The following is a 19,694-nucleotide window of genomic DNA, read 5'->3' on the forward strand; positions in this document are numbered from 1 at the left end:
GAGATCTTGGGAGGCGGTCCCCGCACCCTGTGCCGGGCGCCTGCCGCCAGGCCCGTTCGGTGCGCGGGCCGCTGTTCGTACCAGGGTTGCGCGTCTCACGGAAAATTGAACTTGCGTTTCACAGAGTGAGACGTGAGTATCGTTGCATGGACAACAGTAGCGGCGTCGGCGTTCTGGACAAGGCAGCCCTTGTCCTGAGCGCTCTGGAGTCCGGTCCGGCCACCCTCGCGGGTCTGGTCGGGGCCACCGGACTGGCACGACCCACGGCCCACCGGCTGGCCGTGGCTCTGGAACACCACCGCATGGTGGCACGCGACATGCAGGGCCGGTTCATTCTCGGGCCGCGCCTGGCCGAGCTGGCCGCGGCAGCGGGCGAGGACCGCCTGCTGGCGACGGCGGGCCCGGTGCTCACCCACCTCCGCGATGTCACCGGCGAGAGCGCGCAGCTCTACCGGCGCCAGGGTGACATGCGCATCTGCGTGGCCGCGGCGGAACGGCTGTCCGGCCTTCGGGACACCGTCCCGGTCGGCTCCACGCTCACGATGAAGGCTGGCTCGTCCGCGCAGATCCTGATGGCCTGGGAGGAGCCGGAGCGCCTGCACCGGGGCCTGCAGGGCGCCCGCTTCACGGCGACGGCCCTGTCGGGCGTGCGGCGCCGGGGTTGGGCCCAGTCCATCGGCGAGCGCGAGCCCGGCGTCGCGTCCGTCTCCGCGCCCGTGCGCGGCCCGTCCAACCGTGTGGTGGCCGCGGTGTCCGTCTCCGGCCCCATCGAGCGCCTGACGCGCCACCCGGGCCGTATGCACGCCCAGGCGGTCATCGACGCCGCCGGCCGCCTCTCCGAGGCACTGCGCCGCTCCGGCTGACCGCGCATCGATCCTCGGGGTACGCCACCGGGGAGGACCCGCCTCAACGCCGCGGCGGCCCTCCCCAGTCCCTCTCGGCCTCGACGACCGACTACGACCGGTACGCGAACCCACCGCAGCCGGCCCAGCCCACCGGCGAGCGCGCGCCACCCGGGCCGTACGCACACCCAAACGGCCATCGACGCCGCCGACCGCCTCTCCGAGGCCGCGGCAGGCACTCCCCGGTCCCCGCTTCAAACTGCCCTAGCGGCCCCGGCGACCGGCGCACGAACCCGCCGCAGCCGGCCCAGCCCACCGGCGAGCGCGCGCCACCCGGGCCGTACGCACACCCAAACGGCCATCGAGGCCGCCAGCCGCCTCTCCGAGGCACTGCGCGCTCCGGCTGACCCCTTCGAACCCTCGGGACACGACACCGAGGAGGACCCGCCCCAACGCCGCGGCGGGCCCTCCCCAGTCCCCCTCGGCCCCGACGACCGGCGCACGAACCCGCCGCGACCGGCCCCGGCCCACCGGCGAGCGCGCGCCACCCGGGCCGCATGCACACCCAGACGGCCATCGGCGCCGCCGGCCGCCGCTCGGGCCGAGCCCATCGCATCCTCGGGGTACATCACCAGGGAGGACCCGCCTCAACGCCGCGGCAGTTCCTCCTCGCTTCAGACGGTCTTCTCGGGCTCGGGCGTCGGCTGTGAGCGGTATGCGAAGCGGTCCTTCGCGTAGCGGCCCCGGCGCTCCAGCGGGATCTGTCCGTGTGCCGCCGCCAGGCCGAACGCCGGCATGTCGCCGTAGACGGACTCGTACGACCCCTCCGGCGCGACATACGTCTCGTGCCAGATGCCCACGTGCCCGCGCGCCCTCCCGGCCTTCTCCTCGCGGTTGACCAGCGTCCAGGCCCGGTGGTGGAAGGCGTCGGGCGCGGTCGCGTACGCGTAGAGCTTCTCCTTGGACTCCCAGTACTGCACGACGTAGTACGTTCGCGGCGAGGCGGTCAGCAGGATCCGCCCCAGCAGCCCCCGGCTCCTGTCGCGGGCCAGCTCCCCCAGCATGCGCAGCATCGCCAGCATGACCGGGAGCCACTGGTGCACCGCCCAGAAGTGGTTGATGCGCATGCCGATGAGGAGGACCACTACGTCGCCTTCTGTCTCCGCGGTGGTGCGACCCGGAACCGGTCTGGTGGACATGGCGACCCTCTCAACCGATCAGATAGCGGCACTATCCTTCTGCACAATGCTTGGATAGTGGCACTCCCCAACGAAGGGCGCAAGGCATGCGGCTAGCCGAGCTGAGTGAGCGCAGCGGTGTGTCCACCGCGACGATCAAGTACTACCTGCGCGAAGGGCTGTTGGCGCCGGGCCGCCAGGTCAACGCGACGACCGCCGAGTACGACGAGGAGCATCTGCGCCGGCTGCGACTGGTGCGCGCGATGATCCAGGTCGGCCGCCTGCCGGTGGCGACGGTGCGGGAGGTGCTGGAGCATGTCGACGACGACTCGCTGGGCCGCACCATCCGGCTGGGCGCCGCCCTGTGGGCGCTGCCGCAGGTGCCGGAGCCGGACGAGGACGACGAGTACGTCCAGGCCGCCCGTCGTGAGGCGGACGGGCTGCTGGAGGTGCTGGGCTGGACCAACGCCCAGATGCTGACCACCATCTCCCCCTCGTACCGCTCCCTGGTGGTGGCGATCGCCGCGTTCCGCCGGCTCGGTTACGACTGGGACGCCCAACGGCTGGTCTTCTACGCGATGTTGATGCACGAGGCGGCGCGGTACGACCTGGACTTCGTGGAGGCGCAGCCGTCGGAGGCGGAGAAGGCGGAGAGCGCGGTGATCTCGGCGGTGCTGGTCGAGCCGATGCTCCAGGCGCTGCACCGGCTGGCCCAGGAGGAGGAGTCGGCGCGGCGGTACGGCTTCGAGTAACGCCGAAGGCCCTCCACCGAGGTGGAGGGCCTTCGTCCGATGTACCCCCGACCGGATTCGAACCGGCGCTACCGCCTTGAGAGGGCGGCGTGCTAGGCCGCTACACAACGGGGGCGAGGATCTTACGTTTCCGCAGATCCGAGCTGGTCTACCTGGACTCGAACCAAGACTAACTGAACCAGAATCAGCCGTGCTGCCAATTACACCATAGACCAATGATGGTTTAGACCAGTCAGTACCCCCGACCGGATTCGAACCGGCGCTACCGCCTTGAGAGGGCGGCGTGCTAGGCCGCTACACAACGGGGGCCCTAGCGATTCCGAGTTGATCGGAACCAGTACCCCCGACCGGATTCGAACCGGCGCTACTGCCTTGAGAGGGCAGCGTGCTAGGCCGCTACACAACGGGGGCTTGCGGATGAGATCCGCGGGCGCAGATGAGCTCTGCGAGCTGGCCTACCTGGACTCGAACCAAGACTAACTGAACCAGAATCAGTCGTGCTGCCAATTACACCATAGGCCACTGGAACGCAAGCCCTTGAGGGGACCTTGTTCTAGTTTTGCGCCCCGGGGTTCCGGTCTTCCGACCCGCTCCCCTCGGCGCAGGAAGAACATTACCCGAAGGTGGACGGCGCTCCAAAACGGGTATCCGCGCCGACGATGGCGGGGAGTTCGGCGAGGGTGGAGATCCGGTGGGGCACGGCGGCCCCCGCACCGTCCGCGTACACCCCGCCGCGATCGATCCACACGGACAGAAGACCGGCCTCGGCGGCGCCCCGCCCGTCGATCTCCGGGTGGTCGCCGACGTACGCCACCTGGTGCGGGGCGAGCTCCAGGGCGTCGCAGGCGGCGAGGAACGCCTCGGCCTTCGGCTTGGAGACGCCCAGTTCGGCCGCGCACAGGACGGCCTCGAAGCGGTCGCGCAGGCCGAGCACACGCAGTTTGCGGTCCTGGACCGTGAGGCTGGAGTTGGACAGCACCGCGTGCCGGTGGCTGGCGGCGAGGGCGTCGAGGGCGGGCAGGACGTCCGGGAACAGGGTCCAGGCGGCCTCGTAGTGACCGACGTAACGCTGGAACCAGGCGTCCGCCTCGGCGTCGGTCAGCTCCTGGTCCAGGAACACCCGTACGCGGTCGCGCCGCTGGCCCTCGAAGGACGTCTCTCCCGCCGAGAACCGGGCCCACTGCTGATCGGTGATCTCCCGCCAGCGCACCAGGGCCCGCTCCGGGGTCCCGTACCCGTGGAGCATGCCCTCGGCCGCCAGATGGGAGCGCATGCCCTCGCGATCCGCACTCGTGTAGTCGAAGAGGGTGTCGTCCACGTCCCAGATCACGGCCCTGATCGTCATGTCCCCACCCTAGGGGGTCTCGTTCGGATCATCCCGGCGTCGCGGGGTCTGGCACGCACTCCCCCAAGCTCTTCGAGCAGGGGGGACCCCCAGGCGCTGTCGTCACTCTCCCCCAAGCTCTCGGCTTCGCTCGACCAGGGGACACCCCCACGACCCCGCTCGGGTCCGCCGGACCGCACCGCTCATCACCGCCGGCCTGATCCGAACGACACCCCCTAGGCCGAACACCTGCTCCCGTCAGGGCAGCGCGAGGGGCGGCGACCGGTGGTCCGGTTGCCGCCCCTTGGTGTGCGCGTTACGCCGTGCGGGCTACGCCGTCAGCTTCGCCAGGGCCGCGTCGATGCGGGTCAGGGTCTTCTCCTTGCCCAGGATCTCCAGGGACTCGAAGAGCGGCAGACCGACCGTGCGGCCGGTGACCGCCACGCGGACCGGGGCCTGGGCCTTGCCGAGCTTGAGGCCGTGCGCCTCGCCGGCGGCCAGGACGGCCTCCTTCAGGGACTCGGCGGAGGTCCAGTCGGCCGCGTCCAGCTTCTCGCGGGCCGTGCGCAGCAGGGCGTCGGAGCCCTCCTTCATGGCCTTCGTCCAGCTCGCCTCGTCGAAGACCGGCTCGGCGAGGAACAGGAAGTCGACGTTGTCGGTGATCTCGTCGAGGACCTTGAGGCGGGTCTGCGCGTGCGAGGCGATGGCCTGCCACTTCGTCTCGTCGAAGTCCTCCGGGGCCCACGGGGCGAACGGGGCCTGGAGCCACGACCGGCAGCGCTCGGTGAAGTCCTTCACGTCGAGCAGGCGGATGTGGTCGCCGTTGATCGCCTCGGCCTTCTTCAGGTCGAAGCGCGCCGGGTTCGGGTTCACGTCGGAGACGTCGAAGGCCGCGACCATCTCGTCCATCGAGAAGATGTCCTGGTCGGCCGAGAGCGACCAGCCGAGCAGCGAGAGGTAGTTGAGCAGGCCCTCCGGGAGGAAGCCGCGCTCGCGGTAGAGGTTCAGCGAGGACTGCGGGTCGCGCTTGGACAGCTTCTTGTTGCCCTCGCCCATCACGTACGGCAGATGCCCGAAGGACGGGATCTGCTTGGCGATGCCGAGCTCGATCAGCGCCTTGTACAGGGCGACCTGGCGGGGGGTGGAGGAGAGCAGGTCCTCGCCGCGCAGTACGTGGGTGATCTCCATCAGCGCGTCGTCGACCGGGTTCACCAGCGTGTACAGCGGGGCGCCGTTCGCGCGGACGATGCCGTAGTCCGGGACGTTCTCCGGGGTGAAAGTCAGCTCGCCGCGGACCAGGTCCGTGAAGGTGATCGTCTCGTCGGGCATCCGGAAGCGGACGATCGGGGTTCGGCCCTGGGCCCGGTACTGCTCGACCTGCTCGGCACTCAGGTCGCGGCAGTGACCGTCGTAGCCGGACGGCCTGCCCGCGGCGCGCGCCGCCTCGCGGCGGGTGTCCAGCTCCTCCTGGGAGCAGTAGCAGCGGTAGGCGTGACCGCCGTCCAGGAGCTTTTGTGCGACGTCCTTGTAGAGGTCCATGCGCTGCGACTGGCGGTAGGGCGCGTGCGGGCCGCCGACCTCGGGGCCCTCGTCCCAGTCGAAGCCCAGCCAGCGCATCGCGTCGAGCAGCTGGTCGTACGACTCCTCGGAGTCGCGGGCCGCGTCGGTGTCCTCGATGCGGAAGACCAGGGTGCCCTGGTGGTGCCGGGCGAACGCCCAGTTGAACAGGGCGGTGCGGACCAGTCCCACGTGGGGGTTACCGGTGGGCGAGGGGCAGAAACGGACGCGTACGGGGGAGCCGGATGCGCTAGCCACGCTTGACAACCTTGTTGGTGAGAGTGCCGATGCCTTCGATGGTGACGGCGACCTCGTCGCCGACGTGCAGGGGGCCGACCCCAGCCGGGGTGCCCGTGAGGATCACGTCGCCGGGCAGCAGCGTCATGGCCTCGGAGATGTTCACGATCAGATCCTCGATGGGGTGGATCATTTCGCTCGTACGGCCCAGCTGGCGCTGTTCGCCGTTGACGGTGAGCTGGACCGTGAGGTCGTTCGCGGCGGCGAGGTCCAGGTCCGTCTCCACCCAGGGGCCGAGCGGGCAGGACGTGTCGAAGCCCTTGGCCCGGGCCCACTGCTTCTCGCGCCGCTGGACGTCGCGGGCGGTCACGTCGTTGGCGCAGGTGTAGCCGAAGATCACGTCCTTGACGCGGTCGCGCGGCACCTCGCGGCACATACGGCCGATGACCACGGCCAGCTCCGCCTCGTGGTGGAGCTCCTCGGAGAAGGAGGGGTACTGGATCTCGTCGCCCGGGCCGATCACCGAGGTGGACGGCTTGAAGAAGGCGAACGGGGCGTCGGGGACCTCGTTGCCCAGCTCCCTGGCGTGCTCCGCGTAGTTGCGGCCGAAGGCCACGACCTTGTTGGGGAGCACCGGCGGAAGCAGCCGGACCTTGCTCAGCGGCACCTTCGTACCGGAGAGCTCGTGGTCCGCGAACGGGATGCCCTTGATGATGTCCAGGACGAGCTCGTCCTGCTTTTCGCCCTCGACCGCGCCGAAGGCGACGTTCCCGTCGATGGAGAACCTGGCGATGCGCACGGGATCCTTGCGCCCCTTAACTGAGCCGGCTGGAGTCTGACGCTCCAGGCTAACGCGGCAAAGGGGGGCGCCCCGGAACTTCCGCGCCGACCGCCTTGAGCATCCGGCGGCCGGCCGCCGTACTACTGCGCGACGGAGGAGGTCACGGGGACCTCCATGAGGACGGTGCGCTTGGGGTTGGCAGTCTGGGCGGGCAGGTCGACGGAGTGTTCCGGCTGCTCCGGGGTCTGCAGTTCGCCGGCGTCCTCGAGGTGCGCCAGGGTCGTGCGACGCGGGTTGGCTATGTTGCGGAACATCATCGTCTTCACGGTTGTACGGCGCCCTGTCGTGAGTGGTTGGCAGCGAGTTACCTCTTGTAAAGCGCCAGGCTAAACATCCAATTCCCCGGCGAAGTCGCCAACTGCCCTGGATCCGCATGTGAGTTTGCTCACGACTCCGCGCGCAATCCGGTCAATTCCGGCTCCCAATCCTTGGCAACGAAACGGACATTCGCCCTCTGAAGCCACCATTCCGCTCCTGATCATGGCGACTGGGACACCCCCTCGACCCCCGTCACTCACAAGGATTCGTCCGTTATGTACGAGATCATCTTCTACGTCTCGTAACCTCCCGATCACTCGCTGTCACTCAGGTCACAGCTCGGTCCACGGCCCTTGTTGGAGATCCTGCACTGTGCTGGAATTCCACGGACCGCCGCGGGATCGAGCCGGCGCAGGGGCGCAGAGCAGCGCCGAGCGGCGGCGAGAAGGGGGAGCCAGCGTCGGTCGCTCAAGAACACCCGGGGGGCGTATTCAGGACGCTCCCCACAACGCCGACACCGTGTCCTTCCGTTCGCGCGGAGGGGCGCCTGGTCCAGAGGTTGCGACGCTAGTGCAGGGACGTTTCAAGAGGGATGGCAGCGCTTCGGCGGAGCCGGAGCCGCACGGCGGGACCGACCGCGGTTCCTCGCCCCAGCACGCCCAGAACCCGGGCCCGGTTCCCATCGGCGACGGCGGTGAGCGCTCCGGGCGCCCCGGCGCGGCCGTGTCGCCGAGCCCCGCGCCGACAGTGAAGTCCGTCCAGGGTCCGACCGGCCCGGGTCCGCGAATAGCACTGCGCAACTGGCGCATCTCCACGCGCCTGGTGTCGCTGCTCGCGCTCCCCGTGGTCGCGGCCACCTCGCTGGGCGCGCTGCGCATCAGCGACTCCATGACCGACATCCAGCAGCTCGACAACATGAAGCTGCTGACGGACATGACCAAGCAGGCCACCGAACTGGCCAACGCGCTCCAGGAGGAGCGCGACCAGTCCGCCGGTCCGCTGGCCCACGGCCTCAAGGCGACCGACTACACGGTCAAGGGCTACCAGGACAAGACCGACCGGGCGAAGCAGAACTTCATCGACTCCTCCGAGGAGATCGACGCGGCGAGCAAGAACGGTCAGCTCCAGGGCGTCCGTGACAGCCTCGTCGGCCTCGTCGGCCAGCTGGAGGGTCTCGCGAAGATCCGCCGCAGCGCCTACCAGTCCAAGGACAACTCGACGCAGACGATCGAGTCGTACCACCGGCTGATCACCCAGCTGGTCGACCTCTCGCAGGACATGGCGGAGGCCTCCAGCAACCCCGAGATGATCCAGCGCACCCGCGCCCTGGCGGCGTTCTCCACCGCCAAGGAGTACGCGTCCGTGCAGCGTGCCGTCATCGCCGCGGCGCTGCCCGACAACAACACGACGGCCGGCAAGCTCTCGGACAACGACCGGCTCTACGGCCAGTCGGCACTGTCCAGCGAGGGCTCCGAGCTCACGATCTTCCGGAAGATCTACGCGGGCGGCAACGTCGCCGAGCTCCTCAAGCCGATCGACGCGGGCAACTCGATCATCGAAGCCGCGGACACCTACGCCAAGCGTGCCCTGAGCGGCCCCAGCGGCCTCACCGACCAGAGCAAGCGTTCCTACCTCGACTGGGTGGACGACAGCTCGACCAAGCTGCTCCAGATGAAGAAGATCGAGCACTCGCTGCTCGAGGACATGGAGCAGAAGGCCCGCGAGCTGCGCAACGCCACCGAGCGCGACGCGATCATCTCCGGTGCCCTGATCCTCATCGTCCTCGGCGTGTCGCTGGTCGGCGCCTTCGTCGTGGCCCGCTCCATGATCCGCTCGCTGCGCCGGCTGCAGGAGACCGCCACCAAGGTCGCCCAGGACCGCCTGCCCGAGCTGGTCAAGCAGCTGTCCGAGTCCGACCCGCAGGACGTCGACACGTCCGTGGAGTCGGTCGGTGTGCACTCCCGGGACGAGATCGGCCAGGTGGCCGCGGCCTTCGACGACGTGCACCGCGAGGCGGTCCGCCTCGCCGCCGAGCAGGCCCTGCTGCGGGGCAACGTCAACGCGATGTTCACCAACCTCTCGCGCCGCTCCCAGGGTCTCATCCAGCGCCAGCTCTCGCTGATCTCCGAGCTGGAGTCCCGCGAGGCCGACCCGGACCAGCTGTCCTCGCTGTTCAAGCTCGACCACCTCGCGACGCGTATGCGCCGTAACGGTGAAAACCTTCTCGTTCTCGCCGGTGAAGAGCCCGGCCGCCGCTGGACCCGCCCGGTCCCGCTGGTCGACGTCCTGCGCGCCGCCGCGTCCGAGGTGGAGCAGTACGAGCGCATCGAGCTGGCCGCCGTGCCGACCACCGAGGTCGCGGGCCGCGTGGTCAACGACCTCGTGCACCTGCTCGCCGAGCTGCTGGAGAACGCCACCTCCTTCTCCTCGCCGCAGACCAAGGTCAAGGTCACCGGTCACGCGCTGCCCGACGGCCGGGTGCTGATCGAGATCCACGACACCGGTATCGGCCTCTCCCCCGAGGACCTCGCGGCGATCAACGAGCGGCTCGCCTCGCCGCCCACCGTGGACGTCTCGGTGTCCCGCCGCATGGGTCTGTTCGTGGTCGGTCGTCTGTCGCAGCGCCACGGCATCCGCATCCAGCTCCGCCCGTCCGACTCCGGTGGTACGACCGCGCTGGTCATGCTTCCCGTCGATGTCGCCCAGGGCGGCAAGAAGCCCGCTCCCGGCAAGCCCGGCGCCCCCGCGGCGAGTGGCGGTCCGGCCGCCGCGCAGGCAGCGGCCGGTGCGGCCGCGGCCCGCCGCGGCAACCAGGGCGGTTCCCTCGGTGCCGGTGCCCCCGGTGGCGCCCTCGGTGCCGGCGGTGCCTTCGGCGGCGGTGCGCCGTCCGGCGGCGGACGTCTCGGCTCGGGCCCCGGCGCGCGGGGCCAGGTCGGCTCCGGTCAGGGTCCGCGGGCGGCGCTGCCCGGCGCGGGCCAGGGCGGCCGTCCCGGTGCGCAGGGTGGCGCGCGTGGTCCGCAGGGCCAGGCCGCGAACCAGCAGGGCCGGCCCTCGCCGGCCGGTGCCGGCTTCGGCGGACAGGCGCCGGGAGCGCCGCAGGGTCTGCAGGCGGCGGGCACGGGCGCGCCCCAGCAGGACATGTTCGGCAGCCGCGGTCCCGCGGCGCCGAAGCGCGGCAACAACGCCTCCGACCAGGGCCGGCAGCTCCCGCCGCGCGGCGGTGCGCGGGCCGAGCTGCCCGGCGGCAACCCGCAGCAGCGCACCCCGAGCTGGAGCGACGACAACGCGCAGCCGCAGGTCTCCCGCGCCTCGCTGGACGCCCCGCGCGGCCACGACGAGCAGGACCCGACGCAGACCGCGCGCATGCCGCGCGTCGACGACCGGCAGGGCCCGGGTTCGACGGCCGAGATCCCCGTGGTCCCCCGCCAGGACTTCAACAGCGCCCAGAACACCGGTCAGTTCGCCCGGCCCGGTGCGAACGGCCCGCAGAACACGGGCTCGTTCGTCCGCCCCGACGTCTACGGCACTCCGGCCGGGCAGCCGAACGGCTCCGGCACGGGCCAGTTCGCCGCCCCGCAGGCCTACGACGCCGGTTCCACCGGCCAGTTCCCCGCGCCGGGCTACGACGGCAGCTCCACCGGTCAGCACTCCCTGCCCGGGCACCAGAACCTCGCCCAGCCCACCGGCCAGTACGAGCGGCCGCAGGCGGGCGACTTCGGCGGGCAGCGTCCGCCGGCCCCGGAGCAGCGTCCGGTCCGTCAGGAGCCCGAGGCGCTGCCCCCGGCGAGCGGTCCGGGCGACGGTCGTACCCCGCTGTACGACACCCTGGAGACCAACTGGTTCCACGGCGGCCAGCAGGCAGGCCAGCAGGGCAACGGCTCGGCGCCGGCCCCGCAGCAGCCGCAGGGTCCCGCTCCCTCAGCCGCTCCGGCGGCCCCCCAGCGTCCCGCTCCGAGTGCCTGGCGCAGCTCGCCGAACGACGATCTCGTCCGGCAGGCAGAACGCGTACGGCAGCCGGCTGCGGGCGGCGTCACCACCTCCGGCCTGCCGCGCCGGGTGCCCCGGGCGAACCTCGTACCGGGCACGGCTCAGCAGCAACAGCACCAAGCGGGTCCGCAGGTCTCGCGTGCGCCTGACGACGTACGCGGCCGGCTGACCAACCTCCGTCGGGGTATCGCGCAGGGTCGGCAGGCCAACACCGGCCAGACCGGCAGCTACCCGAGCCCCACTCACCAGCAGGAGCGTTAGTTGAGCCAGATGAGCCAGGCGGCACAGAACCTCAACTGGTTGATCACCAACTTCGTGGACAACACCCCTGGTGTGTCCCACACCGTCGTCGTGTCCGCCGACGGTCTCCTTCTGGCGATGTCGGAAGGCTTCCCGCGGGACCGCGCCGACCAGTTGGCGGCCGTCGCGTCCGGGCTCACCTCGCTGACGGCCGGGGCCTCCCGGATCTTCGAGGGCGGCAACGTGGCGCAGACGGTCGTCGAGATGGAGCGCGGGTTCCTCTTCCTCATGTCGGTCTCGGACGGCTCGTCCCTCGCGGTCCTGGCCCACCCCGAGTGCGACATCGGCCTCGTCGGCTACGAGATGGCACTGCTCGTCGACCGTGCAGGGGCGGTCCTCACGCCGGACCTGCGCGCCGAACTCCAGGGCAGTCTGCTCCACTGACCGGCCCCGGTACCACTCACCTCACGAAATCACCGTCCGGCCGCCACAATCCCCCCACCGGCCCTGTCCGACGGCACGACTGACCGACCTGCTGTCCCGCCCGGAGGATTCATGACCCCGCCCACCGCCTCTCATGATCCGTACGCGGAGCCGTACGGGGACGAGGGCGACCAGCCGCTGGTACGTCCTTATGCGATGACCGGCGGCCGGACGCGGCCGCGCTATCAGCTCGCCATAGAGGCGCTGATAAGCACCACGGCCGACCCGGCAGCGCTCATGGGGCTGCTCCCGGAGCACCAGCGCATCTGCCACCTGTGCCGTGAGGTGAAGTCGGTCGCGGAGGTGTCGGCGCTCCTCTCCATGCCGCTCGGTGTGGCCCGGATCCTGGTCGCCGACCTCGCCGAGGCCGGCCTGGTCGCCATCCACCAGCCGGGTGGCGACGAGAACAACGGCGGCGCTCCGGATGTGACGCTGCTCGAAAGGGTGCTCAGTGGACTTCGCAAGCTCTGACGCGGGCCGGGCCACCACCTCCGCGAAGATCGTGGTGGCGGGCGGCTTCGGCGTGGGCAAGACCACGTTCGTCGGCGCCGTCTCGGAGATCAACCCGCTGCGCACGGAGGCCGTCATGACGTCCGCCAGCGCGGGCATCGACGACCTGACCCACACCGGGGACAAGACGACCACCACGGTCGCCATGGACTTCGGCCGTATCACGCTCGACCAGGACCTGATCCTGTATCTGTTCGGTACGCCCGGTCAGGACCGTTTCTGGTTCATGTGGGACGACCTGGTGCGCGGTGCGATCGGCGCCGTGGTGCTGGTGGACACCCGGCGTCTGGCCGACTGCTTCCCGGCCGTGGACTACTTCGAGAACAGCGGTCTGCCGTTCGTCGTCGCGCTCAACGGCTTCGACGGGCAGCAGCCCTACCAGCCCGAAGAGGTGCGCGAAGCGCTGCAGATCGGCCCCGACACCCCGATCATCACGACCGACGCCCGGCACCGCGCGGACGCCAAGAGCGCGCTGATCACGCTGGTCGAGCACGCCCTCATGGCACGGTTGAGGTAGCGCGCAAGTCGAAAGTGGCATACGGCAGTTGTCGTAAACGTTACGGAGCCGGCTGTGGCCTTTGACACGGTCGGCTCCGGTGTTCATAACGTTTCGGCAGAGGAATCAGGTGGTGTCGACACGCGTCGCGGTCGATCGGTGCCGCTGCGCTCACAAAAGCCCCGCCTTTTGGCGGGGCTCGCTCTTTTTGACCGTTTTATCTGGGGCTTACATCCCTCCCAATCCGGGGTTTGCACTGTTTGGATGTGCGCTGGTCGACGTGCTGGAATGCCTGAACTGCCCAATAGTCAAAGACGTACTCAGTAGTGGTCTGTGACACACCGGGCTTGAGAGACTGCGGCACGTCGTAGGTGCCCGCCGCCGAGAGGTTGTTGGTCGAGTGAGGCGAAGCAAGAACGGTCCCGAGCCGTCGGCACGGGGCAACTTCACCCCGCCGCCGCGCGCTGCGGCGCCCACCCCTGTGCCAGGCTCGGAGCCGGCGGCCGCCCCCGCGAAGAGCGGCGGCCGTTTCTCTCCGCGCAACTGGCGAGTGCCCACCAGGCTGAACGCGATCCTGCTCATACCCGTGCTGGTCGGCCTCGTCATGGGCGGCTTCCAGGTGAAGAGCTCGATCGACACCTGGCAGGAGGCCCAGGACGCCGAGAACACCGCGCGCCTGGTGCGCGCCTCCCTCGGCTACGCGGACGCCCTCTACAACGAGCGTGACGTCACGGCGGCGCCGCTGCTGCAGGGCAAGGGCGAGAGCAACAGCACCGTCGTCGCGGCCCGCAAGCAGACGGACGAGGCCGCCGACGCCTTCGACCAGGCCGCGCAGAACATGCCGCAGAAGGCCGGCCTGCAGCGCCGCCTGAAGCTGTTCCGCGAGGAGGAGCCGAAGCTCCAGGACCTGCGCGCCGCGGCCTACACCGCCAAGATGACCGGCGTGAACACCGAAGAGGGTTACGTCGGGATCGCCCACCCTCTGATGGAGTTCGCCAACGAGCTCGGTCTGGGCACCGGCAACATCACCTCCTACGGCCGTACCGTCTACGCCATCTCGCTGACCAAGGCCGCCCTTTCGCTGGAGCGGTCGATCGGCATGCACCTGCTGATCAAGCCCGGCCCGGACCAGCCGAACCTGGCGACCCAGCGGGTGTCCCTGTCGTCGTACGCCTATCTGGAGCGGATCGCCGTCGAGGAGTACGTCGGCGGTGGCACCGAGTCCGACGCGCAGAAGCTCACCGACGCCGAGACGAAGATGAAGTCCGACGGCGCGGCGATGGCCGAGGCGGCCAAGGGCAAGGACCCGAGCTACGTGCCCCCGCCGGACGTGAAGAAGATGGTCGCGGCCCTGGCGACGCTGCCCGACACCAGCACCACCACCCGTGCCGCTCTCGCCACCAAGGGCATCACCGCGCAGAACTGGTGGGCGGTCAACACGCTCAAGTACGACGCCTACCGGCAGATCGAGTTCGGTCTCGCCGACAAGGCGGTGGACGAGGCCTCCGGCATCGCCGACGACGCCAAGACCTCCGCGTTCATCACCGGTGCCACGGTCGTGGTCGCCCTGCTCGCCGCGTTCATCCTGGCCGGCATGGTGGCCCGCCAGATGTCCCGCTCGATGCGCCAGCTGCGCAACGCCGCCTTCGGCATCGCCGAGCAGCGGCTGCCGATGCTGGTCGACCAGCTCTCCCGCACCGACCCCGGCCGGGTCGACACCCGGGTCGCGCCGATCCCGATCACCTCGACCGACGAGATCGGCGAAGTCGCCCGAGCCTTCGACCAGGTCCACCGCGAGGCCGTCCGGCTCGCCGCCGAGCAGGCCCTGCTGCGGGGCAACATCAACGCGATCTTCACCAACCTCTCGCGCCGCAACCAGTCGCTGATCGAGGGCCAGCTGACCCTGATCACCGACCTGGAGAACAACGAGGCCGACCCGGACCAGCTGGAGAACCTCTTCCGCCTGGACCACCTCGCGACCCGTATGCGCCGCAACGGCGAGAACCTCCTGGTCCTCGCGGGCGAGGAGCCCGGCCGCCGCTGGGACCAGCCGGTCCCGCTGGTCGACGTCCTGCGCGCCGCCTCCTCCGAGGTGGAGCAGTACGAGCGCATCGAGCTCTCCGGCGTCCCGGAGGCCGAGATCCACGGCCGCGCCGTGACCGACCTCGTGCACCTGCTCGCCGAGCTGCTGGAGAACGCCACCACGTTCTCCTCGCCGCAGACCAAGGTCCGCGTCACCGCGACCCGTCTCCCCGACGGCCGCGTGATGATCGAGATTCACGACAAGGGCATCGGCCTGACGGCCGAGGACTTCGCGGACATCAACCACAAGCTGGCCAACCCGCCGACCGTGGACGCCGCGATCTCCCAGCGCATGGGCCTCTTCGTGGTCGGCCGGCTGTCCGACCGGCACGGCATCCGCGTCCAGCTGCGCCCCTCGGGCGAGCAGGCCGGCACGACCTCCCTGGTCATGCTGCCGGACGCGATCACGCACGGTGGCGGTGGCGAGCAGCCGCTGGACCGCGAGGAGTTCACGGTCTCCCAGATCATCCCGGAGCAGCAGTTCCAGGGTGAGAGCTTCAACCAGCTGCAGCAGCAGCCGGCGATGCGCACGGCGGCCGAGCTCGGCTTCGACGACAGCCGCTACGCCGACGTCCCCGACGACATCCGCGACCTGGACCCGGTGGGCCGCTCGCTGATGCGCGAGGAGCGCCGCGCGGCCCTGGAGTCCCAGTCCGTGACGGGCCAGGCCCCCCAGGAGGACCCGCAGGCCCCCGCGTACGACGAGTTCGACGCCCAGCAGGGCTACGACGGCAGCCGTACGGGCTACCAGGAGCAGCCGGCGGCCTACGACCCGCAGGCTGCGTACGAGGAGCAGCAGAGCGCGTACGCGGAGCCGCAGCAGCCGTCGTACGACGAGCAGTACTTCGCGCCGAACGGCGGTCTGCCCAGCGGCGACGGCTTCGCGCCGAACGGCGGCTACCCGGAGCCCACCTATGCGGAGGCGGCCCAGGAGGGGCCCGCCGCCGCGCGCAACGCGGCCCCCGAGGGCTATCCGGCGTACGGCGAGCAGTCCTACCAGGACGACTGGCCGCAGCAAGGCGGCTACCAGAACGGCTACCCGGCCCAGTACGCTCCCGAAGCGGAATCCGCGCAGGCCGGTGACGTGAACGAGCGTGACCGCGTAGGCTTCGACCGTCCGGGCGCGGCCGACTCCGCCGCCCACCAGCTGACCGACGCCGGGCTGCCCCGCCGCGGATCCATCGCGAGCGGTACGAACGGCGCGAACAGCTCGAACGGGGCGGGGCGCGCACACCGGGAGGCGCCGGCCTCCGTGCCGGAGACCAACGGCAACGGCTGGCGTTCGGCGAACGACGAGCGCTGGCAGCAGGCCTCGCAGCTCCGGAAGCCCAAGGCGGGCGGAGTCACCTCCTCCGGACTGCCGCGGCGCGTGCCCAAGGCCAACCTGGTCGAGGGAGCCGCCGAGACCACCCCCCAGGGAGGCCCACAGGTCTCCCGCGCCCCGGAGGACGTCCGGGGCAGGCTGAGCAACCTGCGTCGGGGCGTCCAGCGCGGACGCAACGCAGGCAGTGAAACGAACGGCCAGGGTTTCGGCCCTGACAGCACCTACAACCAGGAGCGTTAGTGTGAGCCCGATGAGCCAGGCGGCACAGAACCTGAACTGGTTGATCACCAACTTCGTGGACAACACCCCGGGGGTGTCCCACACGGTGGTGGTCTCCGCCGACGGACTCCTTCTGGCTATGTCCGAAGGCTTCCCCCGCGACCGCGCCGATCAGCTCGCGGCCGTCGCCTCCGGTCTGACGTCGCTGACGGCAGGCGCCTCCCGGATCTTCGAGGGAGGCAGCGTGAATCAGACGGTTGTGGAGATGGAGCGGGGATTCCTGTTCATCATGTCCATTTCCGACGGTTCGTCGCTGGCAGTCCTGGCCCACCCCGAGGCGGACATCGGCCTCATCGGGTACGAAATGGCACTCCTGGTCGACCGCGCGGGCACGGTTCTCACCCCGGACCTGCGCGCCGAACTCCAGGGAAGCCTTCTCAACTAACAGTCAGACGGTGCGTTTTCGCGTCCCGGGGCCGTAAGGTTTCGGGACGCGGCTCCACAGGGATTGGGTGCCCGGCACGGTCGGAGGAGGAGAGAAAGTGGCAACACCCCCAGGCGGTTCGAATACGGGGAACTGGTCGTACGGCCCTGCCCAGGGCCAGGGCGACGGTTCCGCGAACCGGTACAACTTCCCCTCCGCCCCGAGCCACCGGCAGCCGTACGCGCCGCAGGGCCCCGGTCCTTCGCCCTACGACCAGCCGTCGGCACCGCGCATTCAGCCGGTGCAGCCGCAGCGTCGTCCCGAGCCGGCGCCCGCCGGGGCGTCGAACAACCCCTTGGTGCGTCCGTACGCCATGACCGGTGGCCGGACCCGCCCGCGGTACCAGCTCGCCATCGAGGCGCTGGTGCACACCACTGCGCAGCCGCACCAGATGCAGGGCCAGCTGCCCGAGCATCAGCGGATCTGCAACCTCTGCCGAGAGATCAAGTCGGTGGCCGAGATCTCGGCCCTGCTGACCATTCCCCTCGGCGTGGCCAGGATCCTCGTCGCCGACTTGGCGGAGGCGGGCCTGGTCGCCATCCATCAGCCCGGCGGCGACGAGAACGCCGGTGGCCAGCCAGACGTGACACTGCTCGAAAGGGTGCTCAGTGGACTTCGCAAGCTCTAGCGGCGGTCCTTCCCGCTCCACCACCTCCGCGAAGATCGTGGTGGCGGGCGGCTTCGGCGTGGGCAAGACCACGTTCGTCGGCGCCGTCTCGGAGATCAACCCGCTGCGCACAGAGGCCGTGATGACGTCCGCGTCTGCCGGCATCGACGACCTCACCCACACCGGGGACAAGACCACCACCACGGTGGCCATGGACTTCGGCCGTATCACCCTGGACCAGGACCTGATCCTGTACCTGTTCGGTACGCCCGGCCAGGACCGCTTCTGGTTCATGTGGGACGACCTCGTGCGCGGTGCGATCGGCGCGATCGTCCTGGTGGACACCCGGCGTCTCGCCGACTGCTTCCCCGCGGTCGACTACTTCGAGAACTCGGGCCTGCCCTTCGTCATCGCCCTCAACGGCTTCGACGGCAACCAGCCGTACCAGCCGGACGAGGTCCGCGAGGCCCTGCAGATCGGCCCCGACACCCCGATCATCACGACGGACGCCCGCCACCGCGCGGACGCCAAGAGCGCGCTGATCACGCTGGTGGAGCACGCGCTGATGGCACGGCTGCGCTAGTCGTCGACCGCCAGTCGTCAACGACCACACGAAGAAGGGCCCCTCTGCGGAGAGGGGCCCTTCTTCGTGTGGTCGTCGGCTGAAGCGGCGCGGCCTAGCCGTGCCAGCTGTGCGGGGCGCGGAAGCCGGGCTCGCGCTCCAGACGGCGCCAGCCGGCTTTCGCGCGGCCGCGGTGGGTCTGGGCGGTGGAGTCGGTCGGCTGGGCGGCGGCGCGGGCCAGGAGGACGGCCGTGATGGCGGCGACCTCCTCGGGCTCGGCGTGGCCCTTCTCGACGCGGATGTCAGGGGTGTTCATAAGTGTCAGTCTCCGTGAGAGAGGTTTCCGCGGGGGTACCGCGGAGGATCCGCCGGGTTACTGCGGGGGGTTGCCGTGCTTGCGCGACGGCAGGTCGGCGTGCTTGGTGTGCAGCATCGCCAGTGACTTGATGAGCACCTCGCGGGTCTCGGCCGGGTCGATGACGTCGTCGACCAGACCGCGCTCCGCCGCGTAGTACGGGTGCATCAGCTCGGCCTTGTACTCCTTGACCATCTTCTGGCGCATCGCCTCGGGGTCCTCGGCCTCGGCGATCTGCCGCCGGAAGATGACGTTGGCCGCGCCTTCCGCGCCCATGACGGCGATCTCGTTGGTCGGCCAGGCATACGTCAGGTCGGCACCGATGGACTGGCTGTCCATGACGATGTAGGCACCGCCGTACGCCTTGCGCAGGATCAGCGAGATCCTCGGCACCGTCGCGTTGCAGTACGCGTACAGCAGCTTCGCGCCGTGCCGAATGATCCCGCCGTGCTCCTGGTCGACACCGGGGAGGAACCCCGGAACGTCCAGGAACGTGACGATCGGGATATTGAAAGCGTCACACATCTGGACAAAGCGCGCAGCTTTTTCACTCGCCTCGATGTCCAGGACGCCCGCCAGCACCTGGGGCTGGTTGGCGATGATGCCCACGACCTGGCCGTCGAGCCGGGCCAGCGCGCAGATGATGTTGCGGGCCCAGCGCTCGTGGACCTCCAGGTACTCGCCGTCGTCGACGATCTCCTCGATCACCTTGGCCATGTCGTACGGCCGGTTGCCGTCCGCCGGAACCAGGTCCAGCAGGACGTCGCCGCGCCGGTCGGCCTCGTCGGAGCAGTCCACCCGCGGCGGGTTCTCGCGGTTGTTCTGCGGCAGGAGCGAGAGGAGGTAGCGCACCTCGTGGATGCAGGTCTCCTCGTCGTCGTAGGCGAAGTGGCACACGCCGGAGGTCTCCGCGTGCACGTCCGCGCCGCCCAGACCGTTCTGGGTGATCTCCTCACCGGTGACCGCCTTGACCACGTCCGGCCCGGTGATGAACATCTGCGAGGTCTCACGCACCATGAACACGAAGTCGGTCAGCGCCGGCGAATAGGCCGCGCCGCCCGCGCACGGGCCGAGCATCACGCTGATCTGCGGGATGACACCCGACGCCTTCGTGTTCCGCTGGAAGATCCCCCCGTACCCGGCGAGCGCCGAGACACCCTCCTGGATCCGCGCGCCCGCACCGTCGTTCAGGGACACCAGCGGCGCACCCGCCGCGATCGCCATGTCCATGATCTTGTGGATCTTCGTCGCATGGGCCTCACCCAGCGCACCACCGAAGATCCGGAAGTCATGCGCGTACACGAAGACCGTACGGCCCTCCACCGTCCCCCAGCCGGTGATCACACCGTCCGTGTA

At 70.0% G+C, this 19,694-nt stretch carries 17 protein-coding genes and 5 tRNA genes; 10 read left to right on the forward strand and 12 right to left on the reverse strand.

Annotated features, from left to right (window positions below; translation table 11 throughout):
• Positions 1-146: 146 nt before the first annotated feature.
• Entirely contained in the window at positions 147-863 is a 717-nt protein-coding gene (ndgR, locus tag AB0I54_RS27205; RefSeq protein WP_145883474.1) for an IclR family transcriptional regulator NdgR, read from the forward strand.
• Between the two features lie 653 nt (positions 864-1,516).
• Here the strand turns inward: ndgR and AB0I54_RS27210 are convergent.
• On the reverse strand, positions 1,517-2,041 hold the full coding sequence (locus AB0I54_RS27210; protein WP_363298776.1) for a DUF4188 domain-containing protein: 525 nt from the start codon (positions 2,039-2,041) through the stop codon (positions 1,517-1,519).
• Positions 2,042-2,127: 86 nt separating this feature from the next.
• Here AB0I54_RS27210 and AB0I54_RS27215 point away from each other — a divergent pair, with 86 nt between their 5' ends.
• Positions 2,128-2,772: a MerR family transcriptional regulator gene (locus tag AB0I54_RS27215; protein ID WP_363298777.1), complete on the forward strand. Its 645-nt coding sequence runs from the start codon at positions 2,128-2,130 to the stop codon at positions 2,770-2,772.
• Positions 2,773-2,814: 42 nt separating this feature from the next.
• Here AB0I54_RS27215 and AB0I54_RS27220 read toward each other — a convergent pair.
• The 9 genes from AB0I54_RS27220 to AB0I54_RS27260 form a co-directional block, all read right to left on the reverse strand.
• Positions 2,815-2,887: transfer RNA gene (locus tag AB0I54_RS27220), tRNA-Glu, on the reverse strand.
• Between the two features lie 28 nt (positions 2,888-2,915).
• Positions 2,916-2,987, reverse strand: a tRNA-Gln gene (locus AB0I54_RS27225).
• Between the two features lie 21 nt (positions 2,988-3,008).
• A tRNA-Glu gene (locus tag AB0I54_RS27230) sits at positions 3,009-3,081 on the reverse strand.
• Between the two features lie 29 nt (positions 3,082-3,110).
• A tRNA-Glu gene (locus tag AB0I54_RS27235) sits at positions 3,111-3,183 on the reverse strand.
• Positions 3,184-3,222: 39 nt separating this feature from the next.
• A tRNA-Gln gene (locus AB0I54_RS27240) sits at positions 3,223-3,294 on the reverse strand.
• 91 nt (positions 3,295-3,385) lie between these two features.
• Positions 3,386-4,117, reverse strand: coding sequence for an HAD family hydrolase (locus tag AB0I54_RS27245; protein WP_363298778.1), 732 nt, complete (start codon positions 4,115-4,117; stop codon positions 3,386-3,388).
• A gap of 309 nt (positions 4,118-4,426) precedes the next feature.
• Positions 4,427-5,911 (reverse strand): glutamate--tRNA ligase, encoded by a 1,485-nt coding sequence (gene gltX, locus AB0I54_RS27250; RefSeq protein WP_363298779.1) that lies wholly within the window; start codon positions 5,909-5,911, stop codon positions 4,427-4,429.
• A complete protein-coding gene (locus AB0I54_RS27255) occupies positions 5,904-6,689 on the reverse strand; it encodes a fumarylacetoacetate hydrolase family protein (RefSeq protein ID WP_263213115.1) in 786 nt (261 codons plus the stop codon). The genes gltX and AB0I54_RS27255 overlap by 8 nt, the downstream gene beginning before the upstream one ends.
• A 122-nt stretch (positions 6,690-6,811) precedes the next feature.
• Positions 6,812-6,997 carry a hypothetical protein gene (locus AB0I54_RS27260; protein WP_363298791.1) on the reverse strand — a complete coding sequence of 62 codons (186 nt, stop codon included), beginning with the start codon at positions 6,995-6,997 and terminating at the stop codon, positions 6,812-6,814.
• 562 nt (positions 6,998-7,559) lie between these two features.
• On the opposite strand from AB0I54_RS27260, the gene AB0I54_RS27265 reads away from it, so the two are divergent.
• From AB0I54_RS27265 to AB0I54_RS27300, 8 genes are all read left to right on the forward strand, one after another.
• Positions 7,560-11,237 (forward strand): nitrate- and nitrite sensing domain-containing protein, encoded by a 3,678-nt coding sequence (locus AB0I54_RS27265; RefSeq protein WP_363298780.1) that lies wholly within the window; start codon positions 7,560-7,562, stop codon positions 11,235-11,237.
• A gap of 9 nt (positions 11,238-11,246) precedes the next feature.
• Positions 11,247-11,660 (forward strand): roadblock/LC7 domain-containing protein, encoded by a 414-nt coding sequence (locus tag AB0I54_RS27270; protein ID WP_003973453.1) that lies wholly within the window; start codon positions 11,247-11,249, stop codon positions 11,658-11,660.
• A gap of 111 nt (positions 11,661-11,771) precedes the next feature.
• Entirely contained in the window at positions 11,772-12,170 is a 399-nt protein-coding gene (locus AB0I54_RS27275; RefSeq protein WP_263213113.1) for a DUF742 domain-containing protein, read from the forward strand.
• Positions 12,151-12,726, forward strand: a complete 576-nt coding sequence (locus AB0I54_RS27280) for an ATP/GTP-binding protein (protein ID WP_067004841.1) — start codon at positions 12,151-12,153, stop codon at positions 12,724-12,726. The genes AB0I54_RS27275 and AB0I54_RS27280 overlap by 20 nt, the downstream gene beginning before the upstream one ends.
• A 379-nt stretch (positions 12,727-13,105) precedes the next feature.
• On the forward strand, positions 13,106-16,351 hold the full coding sequence (locus AB0I54_RS27285; RefSeq protein ID WP_363298781.1) for a nitrate- and nitrite sensing domain-containing protein: 3,246 nt from the start codon (positions 13,106-13,108) through the stop codon (positions 16,349-16,351).
• Between the two features lie 10 nt (positions 16,352-16,361).
• Positions 16,362-16,775 (forward strand): roadblock/LC7 domain-containing protein, encoded by a 414-nt coding sequence (locus tag AB0I54_RS27290; RefSeq protein ID WP_004983065.1) that lies wholly within the window; start codon positions 16,362-16,364, stop codon positions 16,773-16,775.
• 97 nt (positions 16,776-16,872) lie between these two features.
• Positions 16,873-17,442: a DUF742 domain-containing protein gene (locus AB0I54_RS27295; protein ID WP_363298782.1), complete on the forward strand. Its 570-nt coding sequence runs from the start codon at positions 16,873-16,875 to the stop codon at positions 17,440-17,442.
• Positions 17,423-18,004 (forward strand): ATP/GTP-binding protein, encoded by a 582-nt coding sequence (locus tag AB0I54_RS27300; protein WP_071369867.1) that lies wholly within the window; start codon positions 17,423-17,425, stop codon positions 18,002-18,004. The genes AB0I54_RS27295 and AB0I54_RS27300 overlap by 20 nt, the downstream gene beginning before the upstream one ends.
• A gap of 94 nt (positions 18,005-18,098) precedes the next feature.
• Here AB0I54_RS27300 and AB0I54_RS27305 read toward each other — a convergent pair whose 3' ends face one another.
• A complete protein-coding gene (locus tag AB0I54_RS27305) occupies positions 18,099-18,299 on the reverse strand; it encodes an acyl-CoA carboxylase subunit epsilon (protein WP_363298783.1) in 201 nt (66 codons plus the stop codon).
• Between the two features lie 57 nt (positions 18,300-18,356).
• A partial coding sequence (locus AB0I54_RS27310) for an acyl-CoA carboxylase subunit beta (RefSeq protein ID WP_363298784.1) occupies positions 18,357-19,694 on the reverse strand: 1,338 nt, incomplete at its 5' end.

This window comes from Streptomyces sp. NPDC050625, from assembly GCF_040654755.1.
Taxonomy (GTDB): domain Bacteria; phylum Actinomycetota; class Actinomycetes; order Streptomycetales; family Streptomycetaceae; genus Streptomyces.

Coding starts and splice junctions, on each gene's coding strand:
- ndgR (WP_145883474.1), top strand. CDS start 147: ATGGACAACAGTAGCGGCGTCGGCGTTCTGGACAAGGCAGCCCTTGTC.
- AB0I54_RS27270 (WP_003973453.1), top strand. CDS start 11,247: ATGAGCCAGGCGGCACAGAACCTCAACTGGTTGATCACCAACTTCGTG.
- AB0I54_RS27210 (WP_363298776.1), bottom strand. CDS start 2,041: ATGTCCACCAGACCGGTTCCGGGTCGCACCACCGCGGAGACAGAAGGC.
- AB0I54_RS27275 (WP_263213113.1), top strand. CDS start 11,772: ATGACCCCGCCCACCGCCTCTCATGATCCGTACGCGGAGCCGTACGGG.
- AB0I54_RS27215 (WP_363298777.1), top strand. CDS start 2,128: ATGCGGCTAGCCGAGCTGAGTGAGCGCAGCGGTGTGTCCACCGCGACG.
- AB0I54_RS27245 (WP_363298778.1), bottom strand. CDS start 4,117: ATGACGATCAGGGCCGTGATCTGGGACGTGGACGACACCCTCTTCGAC.
- AB0I54_RS27290 (WP_004983065.1), top strand. CDS start 16,362: ATGAGCCAGGCGGCACAGAACCTGAACTGGTTGATCACCAACTTCGTG.
- AB0I54_RS27305 (WP_363298783.1), bottom strand. CDS start 18,299: ATGAACACCCCTGACATCCGCGTCGAGAAGGGCCACGCCGAGCCCGAG.